The organism is Variovorax sp. 679, from assembly GCF_003952185.1.
Lineage (GTDB): Bacteria > Pseudomonadota > Gammaproteobacteria > Burkholderiales > Burkholderiaceae_C > Variovorax.
Genome location: NZ_RXFS01000016.1, coordinates 65,487 through 77,893, shown reverse-complemented (window position 1 = coordinate 77,893; position 12,407 = coordinate 65,487). Strand labels below are relative to the sequence as shown.

13 protein-coding genes are annotated in these 12,407 nt (G+C 69.0%); 11 read left to right on the top strand and 2 right to left on the bottom strand.

Annotated elements, in window-relative coordinates; all coding sequences use genetic code 11:
* Positions 1 to 2: 2 nt before the first annotated feature.
* The 8 genes from urtC to EJO71_RS30915 are packed head-to-tail and all read left to right on the top strand — an operon-like array spanning position 3 to position 7,940.
* Positions 3 to 1,052 carry an urea ABC transporter permease subunit UrtC gene (urtC, locus tag EJO71_RS30950; protein WP_125952480.1) on the top strand — a complete coding sequence of 350 codons (1,050 nt, stop codon included), beginning with the start codon at positions 3 to 5 and terminating at the stop codon, positions 1,050 to 1,052.
* A gap of 14 nt (positions 1,053 to 1,066) precedes the next feature.
* Entirely contained in the window at positions 1,067 to 1,849 is a 783-nt protein-coding gene (gene urtD, locus EJO71_RS30945; RefSeq protein WP_125952518.1) for an urea ABC transporter ATP-binding protein UrtD, read from the top strand.
* Between the two features lie 16 nt (positions 1,850 to 1,865).
* Positions 1,866 to 2,555, top strand: coding sequence for an urea ABC transporter ATP-binding subunit UrtE (gene urtE, locus EJO71_RS30940; RefSeq protein ID WP_125952479.1), 690 nt, complete (start codon positions 1,866 to 1,868; stop codon positions 2,553 to 2,555).
* A 41-nt stretch (positions 2,556 to 2,596) separates the two neighbouring features.
* Positions 2,597 to 3,634: an aliphatic amidase gene (locus EJO71_RS30935; RefSeq protein WP_125952478.1), complete on the top strand. Its 1,038-nt coding sequence runs from the start codon at positions 2,597 to 2,599 to the stop codon at positions 3,632 to 3,634.
* Entirely contained in the window at positions 3,631 to 4,449 is an 819-nt protein-coding gene (locus EJO71_RS30930; protein WP_125952477.1) for a CbbQ/NirQ/NorQ/GpvN family protein, read from the top strand. Before EJO71_RS30935 ends, EJO71_RS30930 begins: the two co-directional genes overlap by 4 nt.
* A complete protein-coding gene (locus EJO71_RS30925) occupies positions 4,446 to 6,089 on the top strand; it encodes a VWA domain-containing protein (protein WP_125952476.1) in 1,644 nt (547 codons plus the stop codon). Before EJO71_RS30930 ends, EJO71_RS30925 begins: the two co-directional genes overlap by 4 nt.
* A 40-nt stretch (positions 6,090 to 6,129) precedes the next feature.
* Complete coding sequence (locus EJO71_RS30920; RefSeq protein WP_125952475.1) at positions 6,130 to 7,284, top strand: transporter substrate-binding domain-containing protein; 1,155 nt, start codon at positions 6,130 to 6,132, stop codon at positions 7,282 to 7,284.
* Between the two features lie 2 nt (positions 7,285 to 7,286).
* Entirely contained in the window at positions 7,287 to 7,940 is a 654-nt protein-coding gene (locus EJO71_RS30915; RefSeq protein ID WP_240651572.1) for an ANTAR domain-containing protein, read from the top strand.
* Between the two features lie 15 nt (positions 7,941 to 7,955).
* Here EJO71_RS30915 and EJO71_RS30910 read toward each other — a convergent pair whose 3' ends face one another.
* Entirely contained in the window at positions 7,956 to 8,849 is an 894-nt protein-coding gene (locus EJO71_RS30910) for a LysR family transcriptional regulator (protein ID WP_125952473.1), read from the bottom strand.
* A gap of 110 nt (positions 8,850 to 8,959) precedes the next feature.
* On the opposite strand from EJO71_RS30910, the gene EJO71_RS30905 reads away from it, so the two are divergent.
* Genes EJO71_RS30905 through EJO71_RS30895 form a run of 3 tightly spaced genes read left to right on the top strand, consistent with a single transcriptional unit; the run spans position 8,960 to position 11,237 of the window.
* Complete coding sequence (locus EJO71_RS30905; protein ID WP_125952517.1) at positions 8,960 to 9,169, top strand: DUF1127 domain-containing protein; 210 nt, start codon at positions 8,960 to 8,962, stop codon at positions 9,167 to 9,169.
* Positions 9,170 to 9,214: 45 nt separating this feature from the next.
* A complete protein-coding gene (locus EJO71_RS30900; RefSeq protein ID WP_125952472.1) occupies positions 9,215 to 10,891 on the top strand; it encodes a hypothetical protein in 1,677 nt (558 codons plus the stop codon).
* 22 nt (positions 10,892 to 10,913) lie between these two features.
* Positions 10,914 to 11,237 carry a hypothetical protein gene (locus EJO71_RS30895; RefSeq protein ID WP_125952471.1) on the top strand — a complete coding sequence of 108 codons (324 nt, stop codon included), beginning with the start codon at positions 10,914 to 10,916 and terminating at the stop codon, positions 11,235 to 11,237.
* 19 nt (positions 11,238 to 11,256) lie between these two features.
* Here the strand turns inward: EJO71_RS30895 and EJO71_RS30890 are convergent, their stop codons facing one another.
* On the bottom strand, positions 11,257 to 12,297 hold the full coding sequence (locus EJO71_RS30890; RefSeq protein ID WP_125952470.1) for a LacI family DNA-binding transcriptional regulator: 1,041 nt from the start codon (positions 12,295 to 12,297) through the stop codon (positions 11,257 to 11,259).
* Positions 12,298 to 12,407 lie beyond the last annotated feature (110 nt).

Sequence of the window (12,407 nt, the reverse complement as noted above, 5' to 3'; positions counted from 1 at the left end):
GCATGAAGTTTTCTTCCCAACGCAGGAGCGATCTCGCCGGCATGGCGGCCGTGCTGTTGCTGCTGGCCGTGGTGCTGCCTGCCACGCTCGATCCCTTTCGCCTGAACCTCGTGAGCAAGTACCTGGCCTTCGCCTTCGTCGCGGTCGGCGTGGTGCTGACCTGGGGCTACGGCGGCGTGCTGAGCCTGGGCCAGGGCATGTTCTTCGGCCTGGGCGGCTACATGATGGCCATGTTTCTCAAGCTCGAAGCCTCGGCGCCCGAGCTGCCGGACTTCATGGTGTGGAGCAGCGTGGAGCAGCTGCCTTCGTGGTGGATTCCGTTTCACTCGCTGGGCTGGACCATCGTGGGCATCCTCGCCGTTCCCGCTGTGCTGGCGTATGTGTTCTCGTACGCCATCTTCAAGCGACGGGTGAGCGGCGTTTACTTCGCGATCGTCACGCTGTCTCTCGCGCTCACGCTCACCGTGGTGGTGATCGGCCAGCAGGGCGATACCGGCGGCGCCAACGGCATCACCGACTTCCGCACGCTGCTGGGCCTGGACATCGCGGGCGATGACGCCAAGCGCACGATGTACTTCGTCGAGGTGCTGGCCATCGCGCTGGTGATGGCGGTGTCGCTCGTCATCGTGCGCAGCCGCTTCGGCAAGATCCTCATCGCCATCCGCGACCGCGAAGACCGCGTGCGCTTCAGCGGCTACAACACGGCGCACATGAAGGCCTTCGTGTTCGCGGTGGCAGCGGTGCTTTCGTCCATCGGCGGAGCCTTCTACAGCCTGCAGGTGGGGCTGATCGCGCCGGGCGTGATCGGCGTCGTTGCATCGGTGGAGATGGTGATCTACGCGGCGGTCGGCGGGCGGCTGTCGATTCCGGGCGCGGTAATCGGGGCGCTGCTGATCGGCTTTCTCAAGTCCTACCTGTCGGAGACCTTTCCCGAAGGCTGGCTGTACTTCCTGGGCGCCGTGTTCATCCTCGTGGTCTGGGCCATGCCCGACGGCCTTGCGGGCCTGGGCGCGAGGCTCTTGCGCCGTCGCGGCGCGGAGGCTACGCCATGAACGCGACCATGACCATGCCCAACGGCGGCCTGCCGCAGGCGGCTTCGGCGGTGCCGCCGTCGAGCGAGCAGATCCTGCGCGTGGAAGACCTCACCGTGTCCTTCGACGGCTTCAAGGCGGTGGACGGCCTGAGCCTCGCGGTCGAGCGCAACGAGCTGCGCGTGATCATCGGCCCGAACGGAGCGGGCAAGACCACGCTGCTCGACATGGTGTGCGGCAAGACCAAGCCGAGTTCGGGCCGGGTGCTGTTCAACGGACAGGACCTCGCCCGCCTGAACGAGCACGAGATCGTGCGCGCCGGCGTGGGCCGCAAGTTCCAGACGCCTTCGGTCTACGAAGACCTCACGGTGCTGGAGAACTTCGAGATCTCGCTGCCGCGCATGCACGGCCTGCTGCAGTCGCTGGCCTTCCGCCGCACGGCGGCGCTGCGCGAGCGCATCGACGCGATGGCGGCCGACGTGTTCCTGCTCGACCAGCTCGACCGACGCGCGGGCCAGCTCAGCCACGGCCAGAAGCAGTGGCTGGAGATCGGCATGCTGCTGATGCAGGAGCCCGAGCTGCTGCTGCTTGACGAGCCCGTGGCCGGCATGAGCCCGCGCGAGCGCGAGCAGACCGGCGATCTGCTGCGGCGCATCTCGCCCGGCAAGTCGGTGGTGGTGATCGAGCACGACATGGACTTCGTCAAGCGCATCGCGCACCGCGTGACCGTGCTGCACCAGGGCCGGCTGCTCAGCGAAGGCACGGCCGCCGAGGTGCAGGCCGATCCCCGCGTGATCGACGTGTACCTCGGCCATTGAGCAAAGGAGAAAAACAATGCTCGAAGTCTCCGAACTCGATGTCGCCTACGGCGAGTCGCATGTCATCCGCGACGTGTCGCTGCGCGTCGCGCCCGGCGAGGCGGTCGCCGTCATGGGCCGCAACGGCATGGGCAAGACCACGCTGCTGAAGTCGCTCATCGGCCTCCTGCCCGCGCGCGGCGGCAGCATCCGCCTGGGCGGCGCCGACATCACCAGGCTGCCCAGCTACCAGCGCGTGGCACAGGGGCTGGCCTTCGTGCCGCAGGGGCGCATGGTGTTCCCGTTCCTCACGGTGGAGCAGAACATCCTCTCGGGCGCCGCGAAGTCGGGCCACCGCACGGTGCCCGAGTATCTCTACCGCTTCTTCCCGGTGCTGAAAGACATGAAGCAGCGCAAGGCCGGCAACCTCTCGGGCGGCCAGCAGCAGATGCTGGCCATCGCGCGCGCGCTCATCTCCGAGCCGAAGCTGCTGATCCTCGACGAGCCGACCGAGGGCATCCAGCCTTCGATCATCAAGGAGATCGCGCAGACGCTGAACGTGCTGCGCGCCGAGCGCGGCTTCGCCATCGTGGTGTCGGAGCAGGTGCTGAGCTTCGCGCTCGACCTGGCCGACCGATTTCTCGTCATCGACCGCGGGCGCCTCGTGCACGACGAAGCGCGCGCGACGCTCGACCAGGACAAGGTCAGGTCGTTCCTGACCGTGTAGCCCTCTTCTTTTTCCTCAACCCCTCTTTCAGGAGCAGTCCCATGAGACACGGTGATATTTCGAGCAGCAACGATTGCGTGGGCGTCGCGGTCGTCAACTACAAGATGCCCCGCCTGCACACCAAGGCCGAGGTGCTGGACAACGCCCGCAAGATCGGCGAGATGCTGGTCGGCATGAAGAAGGGCCTGCCGGGCATGGACCTGGTGGTGTTCCCCGAGTACTCCACGCACGGGATCATGTACGACGCCAAGGAGATGTACGACACGGCCGCCACCGTGCCCGGCGAGGAGACGGCCATCTTCGCCGACGCTTGCCGCCGCGCGAACGTGTGGGGCGTGTTCTCGCTGACCGGCGAGCGCCACGAGGAACACCCGAACAAGGCGCCCTACAACACGCTGATCCTCATGAACAACAAGGGCGAGATCGTCCAGAAGTACCGCAAGATCATGCCGTGGGTGCCCATCGAGGGCTGGTATCCGGGCGACTGCACCTACGTGAGCGAAGGCCCCAAGGGCATGAAGATCAGCCTGATCATCTGCGACGACGGCAACTACCCCGAGATCTGGCGCGACTGCGCGATGCGCGGCGCCGAGCTCATCATCCGCTGCCAGGGCTACATGTACCCGGCCAAGGAGCAGCAGATCATGGTGTCGAAGGCCATGGCCTTCATGAACAACACCTACGTGGCGGTGGCCAACGCGGCGGGCTTCGACGGCGTGTACTCGTACTTCGGACACTCCGCGCTCATCGGCTTCGACGGCCGCACGCTCGGCGAATGCGGCGAGGAGGAGATGGGCATCAACTACGCCGAACTCTCGATGGGCCTGATCCGCGACGCGCGCAAGAACGGCCAGTCGCAGAACCACCTGTTCAAGCTGGTGCACCGCGGCTACACCGGCACCATCAACTCCGGCGACGGCGACAAGGGCGTGGCGGCCTGCCCTTACAACTTCTACACGAAGTGGATCAACGACCCCGAGGGCACGCGCGAGATGGTGGAGTCGTTCACGCGCAGCACGGTGGGTACGCCCGAATGCCCGATCGAGGGCATTCCGAACGAGACGGCCAAGCACCGATGAACGCGGCGGTTCCCGATCCGCTCGCGGCCTACCGCATCGAGTCCGAGCCCTTCTACCGGCCCGCGGGCAACGAGGTGGCGCTCTACCGGCAGGCGTACCGCCATCGCATGCCGCTGATCCTCAAGGGCCCGACCGGCTGCGGCAAGACGCGCTTCGTGGAGCACATGGCGTGGTCGCTGGGCCGGCCGCTGGTGACGCTGGCCTGCAACGAGGACATGACGGCGTCCGACCTCGTCGGGCGTTACCTGCTCGACGCCAACGGCACCGCCTGGCACGACGGACCGCTGACGCTGGCGGTGCGGCACGGCGGCATCTGCTACCTCGACGAGGTGGTGGAGGCGCGGCAGGACACGACCGTGGTGATCCACCCGCTGACCGATGCGCGTCGCATATTGCCGCTCGACAAGAAGGGCGAGCTGGTGCACGCGCACCCCGACTTCCAGCTGGTGGTGTCGTACAACCCCGGCTACCAGAGCAGCGCGAAGGACATGAAGCCATCGACGCGCCAGCGCTTCGCGGCGCTGGAGTTCGACTACCCCGCGAGCACGCTCGAGGCGGAGATCGTCTCGCACGAGGCCGGGGTCGAGCTCGATCTCGCGGCGAAGCTGGTGGCCATCGCGCGCTGCTCGCGCGAGCTGAAGCACCGCGGGCTCGACGAGGGCGTATCGACGCGCATGCTGATCTACGCGGGCGTGCTGATCCGCGACGGCGTGACGCCACGCGAGAGCTGCGAGATGACGATGACGCGTGCGCTGACCGACGACCCCGATATGGCGAGCGCGCTGCAGGGTTTCGTCGAGGCGCAGTTCGGATGAACGACGGGCGCGGCGGCTTCGGTGCGCTGGCGCTGCTGGCATGCGGCCTGGCGGGCGTCGACGTGGAAGTGCAGGCGCTGACTGGCGCAGGCACCCGCGCCGTGCTCACGGGCCGCAAGCTGCTGTTGCCTGAAAGCGCCAACGAGCCGCGCCTTCGCCGCGCCATGGTCGTGCATGCGGTCGCGCACCTGCGCCACTCGCAACCCGCACGCCCGGCACACACGCTCAGGCCCATGGGCATCGCCATCGTCTCGGCCATCGAGGATGCGCGCGTCGAGCGGCTGCTGTGCCGCGACTTCCCCGGCCTGCACGGCTGGTTCGCCGCATCGCTGCCGCCGGTGCCCGACGCGCTCGACCTGCGCTTCGCCGCACTGGTCGCCCGCATGGACCGCCTGCTGCTGATGCCCGAAGCGCAGGACGACAACCACTGGGTGAACAAGGCGCGCCGCCTGTTCGACGAGACCGCTGCCAGCGCGGGCCTGGAGGACTACGACGCCTTCCGCGCCATCGCCTCGATCCTCGCCAACGACCTGGGCCAGATGCGTGTGCGCTTCGAGCCCCAGGACTACGTCGTGCCCGCGCCCTGGCGCGACGACAACAGCTACCTGTGGGACTTCGCCGAGACGGAGACCGCACCCGACGAGGCCATCGCGTTGCAGCACACGGGTGCGCGGCCATCGCCGCCTTCCGATGCACAGAACGAGGGCAGCGCCCCGCCGCCGGATGCCGCGGGCGACATCGAACTCGGCCGCTACACGTATCCCGAATGGGACCGCAAGCTCGAACGCCTGCGTCCCGACTGGTGCACGGTGATCGAGAAGCTGCCAGCATGGCAGGGGCTCCTGGCCGAGCGCGAAAAGGCCGTGCCCGGCAGCGAGCGCATTGCGCCTCTCGCCCTGCCCCGCGCGCGCCACCTCGACCGCACGCACCGCCTGCGCCGCCAATGGGAAGGCGACGACATCGACCTGAATGCCGCCATCGAGGTGCTGGTCGACCGCCGCCTGCGACTGCGGCCCGATGCGCGCCTGTTCATGCGACCGGGCAAGGGCCCGCGCCCTTCGAGCGTGCTGGTGCTGCTCGACCTGTCCGCCTCGGCCAACGACCCCGGGCCGCATGCGGCTTCGCTGCTCGACATCGAGAAGCAGGCCGCGCTGATGCTGGCTGCGTCGAACGCACGAGGCATCGACCGGCTCGCCATCCACGGCTTCTCGTCGAACACGCGCGCCGAGGTGTACTACTACCGCCTGCTCGAATCCGGACGACCGCTTGACGAACCGACGAGCGCCATGATCGGCGCGCTGCGCGGGCGCTATTCGACTCGCATGGGCGCCGCGCTGCGCCACGCCGCCGCGCTGATGCGCGCCGAACCACCGGGCCAGCGCGCGGTGCTGCTGGTGACCGATGGCGCGCCCGCCGACATCGACGTGCACGACCCGCGCTACCTGATAGAGGACGCCCGCCAGGCCGTCGCCGAGGCGCGCGATGCCGGCGTGCGCACCGCCTGCATCGCGGTGGACGGCGGGGCCGACGCCTATGTGCGGCGCATCTTCGGCTGGCGCAACTATTGCATCGCTGACGACGCACGCAGCCTGCCCGCCCGGCTCTCTCGCATGAGCGCACGGCTTGCCTCGGCCCACTGACTGAAGACTATGATGATTCGACACCCCAGGAGACTTCAGCGTGGCTGACAAGGACCCCATACGCGTCGGCATCCTCTATTCGGAAACCGGCGTCACATCGACCATCGGACTCTCGCAGCTGCAGGGCGCGCTGCTCGGCATCGAGGAGATCAACGCGGCCGGCGGCGTGGACGGCCGCGAGATCATGGCCGTACGCTACGACCCGCAGTCCAACCCCGCGCGCTACGCCGTGCTGGCCGAGCGGCTGATCGTGCAGGACCGCGTGAACGTGATCTTCGGCTGCTACATGTCGAGCAGCCGCAAGGCCGTGATCCCGGTCATCGAGAAGTGGAACAAGCTGCTGTTCTACCCGACGCTCTACGAGGGCTTCGAGTATTCGGGCAACGTGATCTACACCGGCGCCGCGCCCAACCAGAACAGCGTGCAGCTGGCCGAGTTCATGACCACGAACTTCGGCGCGCGCGTGTACCTGATCGGCTCGGACTACATCTACCCCTACGAGTCGAACCGCATCATGGGCGAGCTGGTGATGCAGCGCCCCGGCAGCGAGAAGCTCGGCGAGCGCTACGTGGCGCTGGACGCCGGCGAGCGCGACTACCGGGCCATCATGGACGACATCCGCGACAAGCGGCCCGACTTCATCTTCTCGACCGTGGTGGGCGACTCCACCGCGAGCCTGTACCGCGCGTACGCCGAGGCCGGCTTCGACCCGAAGACCATGCCGATCGCCAGCCTCACGACCTCGGAGGCCGAGATCTCGCAGATGGGCCACGGCGTGGCGACGGGGCACTTCACGGCGGCGCCGTATTTCCAGTCGATCGACTCGGCCGCCAACCGGCGCTGCCTGGCGATGCTGCGCGCGCGCTTCGGCGACGGCTGCGTGCCCAACCTGTGCTGGGAGGCTTCGTACTTCCAGATGCACATCTTCGCCAACGCCTACCGGCAGGCGGGCAGCGACGGCATCGCGGAGATCCTTCCGCACATCCTGGGCAGCGAATTCGACGCGCCGCAAGGGCTGGTGAAGATCGACCCGACCAACCACCACACCTGCCTGTACCCGCGCATCGGTCGGGTCGACGCGCACGGCCAGTTCACCATCGTGCGGCAGGCCACGCGGGCGGTGTACCCGGACCCCTATCTCGTCACCCACTCGCTGGGTGACTGGACCGCCAAGCTCGACACACTGGAGGCCTGAGCGTGGACGGCGCCGCCCCCAAACGCCACACCCTGCGCGTGACCCCGCCGCAGCTGAAAGAGCTGCGGCTGCTGAAGATCGCCGTGATCCACCCCGACGACAGCGATGGCCGCCAGCTCACCCAGCAGCTGCAGCGCATCGGTTGCCAGGTGCAGGCCTTCTGGCCACCGGTGCAGGTGCTGCCCGAAGGCATCGACGTGGCCTTCATGGCGGTGCAGCCCGACTTCATCAACATGCGCTTCGAATGGACGAAGAGCGAGGACGCGCCGGCCATCATCGCGGTGGTGACCTACGAGAACCCGACCATCATCGAGGCGGTGCTGGAGATCGGCGCCAAGGCGGTGCTGCCTTCGCCGGTGCGCTCGTTCGGGTTGTTCTCCACGCTGGTGGTGGCGCGCGAGGCGCACAAGGAAGCGCGCTCGCTGGCCAAGCGGCTGCGCAAGGTCGAAGCCAAGCTGCTGGGGCAGCGCCGCATCGCCGAGGCCAAGGCGATATTGATGAAGACGCACGACGTGTCGGAGGGACAGGCCTACGACCTGATCCGCGACCAGGCGATGAGCAAGCGCACGACCACGGAAGAAATCGCGACGGCCATCGTCAACGCCAACGAGATCCTCTCGCTGGGCATGCGCAGCTACAAGCCCGACGCGGGCTGAGCTGCAGGCCGCCCCTCAGACCTGGCTGAACGTCTTCAGCACCTTGAGCACGCTCAGCGTCGCGCCGTCGAGCAGCGCGTGCTGGCGGTGCGCGATGCCGACGCGGCGCGTGAGTTTCGGGCTCACCGGCAGGATCTGCATGCGGTCGTTGGCGGGCACGATGTCGGTGGACTGCTGCAGCGGCAGCAGCGCGGCGCCGTAGCCGGCCGCCACCAGGCTGCGCATGGCGGCGTCGTAGTTGAGCTCGATGCGCGCGCGCGGCGCGAAGCCGGCGGCGGCGAACCACTCCATCGTGAGGCGGTACATGTGCGTGGTCGCCTCGTTGAAGATCAGCGGCTGCGCCGCCAGCCACGCGGGCGTGACGCGCTTCGGCGCCTTCCAGCGGCGCGGCACGAAGGCCATCATGGGCTGCTCGCACCAGGGCGTGACGACGATGCCGCGCAGCGGCGGCTGCGGAATGGCGACCAGGCCGATGTCGAGCGTGCCCGCCGCCAGCCGCTCCATGGCCTCGTAGGAGCCGCGGATGCTCACCTCGACGTCGATGCCCGCGTGCTCCGTGCCCAGCGCCTCGAGCACTTGCGGCAGCAGGTCGACCAGCACGCCGGTGGAGGTGCCCAGCCGCACGCGGCCCGTACGCCCCTCGGCCTGGCGCTTGACCGCCTCGACCGCGTCGTCGGTGTCGCGCAGCAGCTTGCGCCCGCGTTCGACCAGCGCCGCGCCGGCTGCCGTGGGCGTGATGCGGCGGTTGCCGCGCACCACCAGCGGCGCATCGAGGCGCGATTCGAGTTCGCTGATGTGCAGGCTCACGGTGGGCTGGGCCAGGTGCAGCGCCCTGGCCGCGGCCGAGAAGGTGCCGAGGTCGACGATGGCGATGAGGGTGCGCAGCTGGTCGAGATTGAGTTGCCGCATGGCGTCGTGCCTGTTGGTATCAGGAAGGCTGATTGATGGAGTCAGAATTCTCAACTTCCACAATATCACGCGCCGCAAGAAGATGAGTGCACCCAACCAAGGAGCACATCGTGAACGCGCTGCAGCCATCGTCCTTTCATCAACGCCTGATCCATGCCCTGCGCGGCTGGCGCCGCCGCGTGGTGAATCGCCGCCGCACGCGCGCCGACTCGCAGCACCTTTCCTCCATGAGCGAGCACGAGCTGCGCGACCTGGGCATCGGGCGCAGCGAGCTGCCCGCGCTGATGGAGCAGCCCCCGCTGGACCGGCACCGGTACTGAACGCCCTTCAGGTACGGCGCCCGTTTTGAGGTTCAAATCGGGGGCGTGCCAAAGCCCGCCTCCTCTCTCGCTTCGCTTTCCATCGAGCTCACCTCGCCGCAGTCGGTGAACGGCCGGCGCGCGGCCTTCCAGTCGCTCTGGCTGCTGGCGCGCATGCAGCACGCCCACGCGACGGGCGCCGGCGTCGTGCGACTGGCCGACCTGCGCGGCGAGGTGTCCGACGCCAGCACCCTGCGCATGGTCGTAAGCCGTGCGTTCCGCGACTTCAAGGCCTGGGGCATCGAAGTCGGCTGGGGCGAAGACATGCAACGCGAGCCCCGCTTCCTCAACGCCGAGCGGCGCAGCCAGGGCCCGTTCTGGCTGCCCGCCGCCGAGGCGAAGCGGGTGCGCGTGCTGGTGGAAGGCCGGGCGGCCACGGCCGCCGAAGTCGCGTCCTTCCTCGGGCTGCGCGCGCGCAGGTCGCAGCAGTCCGCCGGCTCGCCGCCGCCCGACGCGGTGCACCTGCAGGACGCGGCTTTCTGGAAGCAGCTGGTCGCCTCGCAGCAGGCGGCGCGCCAGGGCCGGCTGATGGCGCCGGTGGCGGGCAGCGACGGCAGCGGCAGCGCGCTCGAATCGATACGCCTGGCCGGCACGCTGGCCGCCACCGACTTCCAGCGCGCGCTGGTCACGCTCAACGAGGCGATGCTGTGGCGCCGGCTCGGCGACAACGAGCAGGCGCGGCGCCGGCTGCAGGCACTCAAGAAGCAGCGGCTCGCGCATCACGTGGCGGGCAACGACTACCTCGGCGCGATGGAATGCATCGTCTCCGCGTGGTGCGCCTACACCGCGCGCGACCTGCCGCTGGCGCAGTCGCTCCTGAGCGGCATGGCCGAGGACGGCGCGCGCGGGCTGGTGCTGCGGCACCACCCCGACGTGCGCTTCGAGTGGTGCAACCTGTGGGCGCTGGCCTGCCGTTCGCGCGCGCTGGCGCTGTCGGCCGACGACAAGCCCGCCGCGGCCGCGCTGGCCGAGGAGTCGCTGCAACGCTTCGGCGAGGCGCTGGCGGCGGCCTTCGAGTCGCATTCGTTCGACGCGGCACAGCACGTGGCGGCCAACATGGGCATGGCCGCGTGGCTGTTCGACCGCGTAGGCCTCTCCGACCTGCCCACGCTGGCCCACGACGGCAACGCCGACACCACCCGCCGCGCGGTGCAATGGATCGCCTTCAGCGAATGGCTCTGCGGCCACACCGACGGCCAGGGCCGCTCGGCGTGGAACGCGATCTACCTGATGCGCATCGCGCGCGGCCACTGCCGGCCCGAGCAGCAGCCAACGCTCGCGCAGTTCCGCGCTCAGAAGCCGCTGGACCCGGCCGCCATCTCGAAGCTGGCCGGACCGCTCGCCGACGCCTTCGACGCGACGAACTGGCCCGCGCGCTGGGTGCAGGTGGCGCAGGCGCGGCTGGCGGACCACCAGGCCGGCCGCCGCCGATACCCGGGCCTGCAGCACTGCAGCCTGTTGTTCGAGCACGCCTGGTACGCGGCGCATGCCGGCGAACTGAAGGCGGCCGAGCAATCGCTGGCCCTGCTGCGCGAGGCGCTGCCCCAGCTGGTGCCCAGCGACCGCGCCTACTTCACCGAATCGTGGAACGACACGCTCCCTGCCGAGCTGGTGCTGGAGGCGAAGCCGCCCCGGCGGCCGGCCGCGCGAAAGAAGACCGCGCCGCGAGCAGCAGTACGCTAGCCAGACCCGCCTCGATCCGAGCATGTCCGACAAGCCCAACGACCCCATCGACCTGGCCGCGCACCGCGAGCGCCGCGCCCGGCTGCAGCAGCAACACGAGAGGCAGCCGTCGGGCGGCTCGCCGCCGGAACCCGGCCCCGACGAAATGCCCTGCCCGCGTTGCAAGGAGCTGATCTACGGCAAGGTGCGGCAGTGCCCCCATTGCGGCGTGCACTTCGTCGGCAGTGCCGCGGACTTCGCGCCCAAACAGAAGATGTCGCTGCGCACCAAGTGCATCGTCGCGCTGGTCGCGCTGCTGCTGCTCTACATGGGGTTGAGCGACGACATCGCCCGCTGGTGGTGGTAGGCCGCAGGCCTGCCGCGGCTCAGCGCGCGCCGGCCGGCGCGGCGGTCGACTTGCGCACCACCAGCTCGGGACGCAGCACCACGGTCGAGGCCGACATCGAATGGCCGTCGATCTCCTCGAACAGCATCTCGGCCGCGCGCCAGCCCAGCTCGCGGTGCGGCAGGCGGATGGTGGTGAGCGGCGGGTCGACCATGTCGACCAGCGGCATGTCGTTGTGGCCGGTGACTGAAATGTCCTGCGGCACGCGCAAGCCCGCCTCGCGCAACGCGTCGTAGGCGCCCAGCGCGACGAGGTCGTTGCAGCACACCACGGCCTGCGGCGCGGCGCCGGCCGCGAGCATCTGCTTCATCGCCTCGGCACCGGCCTCGCGGCTGTAGCTCGCGCACTCGGTCACGCGGAAGGGCTTCATGCGATGGTCGCGCAGGGCCTGCTCCACGCCCAGGCGCCGGCCCACGCCGGTGGGAATGGTCTGCGGCCCCGCGAGGTGCGCGATGCGCTTGTGGCCGAGCGCCACCAGGTGATCGACCGCGAGCTTCATCGCGAGCCGGTCGTCGCTCACCACGGCCGGCAAGCGGCCGGTTTCGTCGGCGCGGTTGACCAGCACGGCCGTCATGCCGGCCTTCGTGACGAAGTCGACCAGCGGATCGTCGCGCGTGGCGGTGGCCATGACCACGCCGTCGACGCGCTGCGCCAGCATGCGCTCCAGCACCGGCCGCGCGAGCGCGTGGTCGACCACGTTGGTGACGAACACGAAGTACCCGCGCGCGGCTGCGCTGGCCTCGATGCCCTGAAGGATCGGCGGGAACACCGCGTTGGTGATGTCGGGCACCAGCACGCCGATGGTGTGGGTGCGCCCCGTGCGCAGCGCCGAGGCCGCGCGGTTGGGCCGGTAGCCCAGGCGCTGCGCCGCCTCCTCGACCACGCGCAGCACCTCGTCGCTGATCAATGACCGCTTCTCGGGGCTGAGCGCGCGCGAGACGGTGGACACGTGCACCCCGGCGGCGCGGGCGACGTCGCGGATGGTGACGGGAGCAGACGGGGAAGGCAGGTTGGTGCTCATTGGTGCAAACGATTGTCGCCGGGCACGACGGCTCTGAGTGGCTTACCCCTATTGGCATGCTCCGGATTGCCACCATTTTACTTTTCCGGGATTTGGACTAATATCGTGCA

Coding starts and splice junctions, on each gene's coding strand:
- urtC (WP_125952480.1), top strand. CDS start 3: ATGAAGTTTTCTTCCCAACGCAGGAGCGATCTCGCCGGCATGGCGGCC.
- urtD (WP_125952518.1), top strand. CDS start 1,067: ATGCCCAACGGCGGCCTGCCGCAGGCGGCTTCGGCGGTGCCGCCGTCG.
- urtE (WP_125952479.1), top strand. CDS start 1,866: ATGCTCGAAGTCTCCGAACTCGATGTCGCCTACGGCGAGTCGCATGTC.
- EJO71_RS30935 (WP_125952478.1), top strand. CDS start 2,597: ATGAGACACGGTGATATTTCGAGCAGCAACGATTGCGTGGGCGTCGCG.
- EJO71_RS30930 (WP_125952477.1), top strand. CDS start 3,631: ATGAACGCGGCGGTTCCCGATCCGCTCGCGGCCTACCGCATCGAGTCC.
- EJO71_RS30925 (WP_125952476.1), top strand. CDS start 4,446: ATGAACGACGGGCGCGGCGGCTTCGGTGCGCTGGCGCTGCTGGCATGC.
- EJO71_RS30910 (WP_125952473.1), bottom strand. CDS start 8,849: ATGCGGCAACTCAATCTCGACCAGCTGCGCACCCTCATCGCCATCGTC.
- EJO71_RS30895 (WP_125952471.1), top strand. CDS start 10,914: ATGTCCGACAAGCCCAACGACCCCATCGACCTGGCCGCGCACCGCGAG.
- EJO71_RS30890 (WP_125952470.1), bottom strand. CDS start 12,297: ATGAGCACCAACCTGCCTTCCCCGTCTGCTCCCGTCACCATCCGCGAC.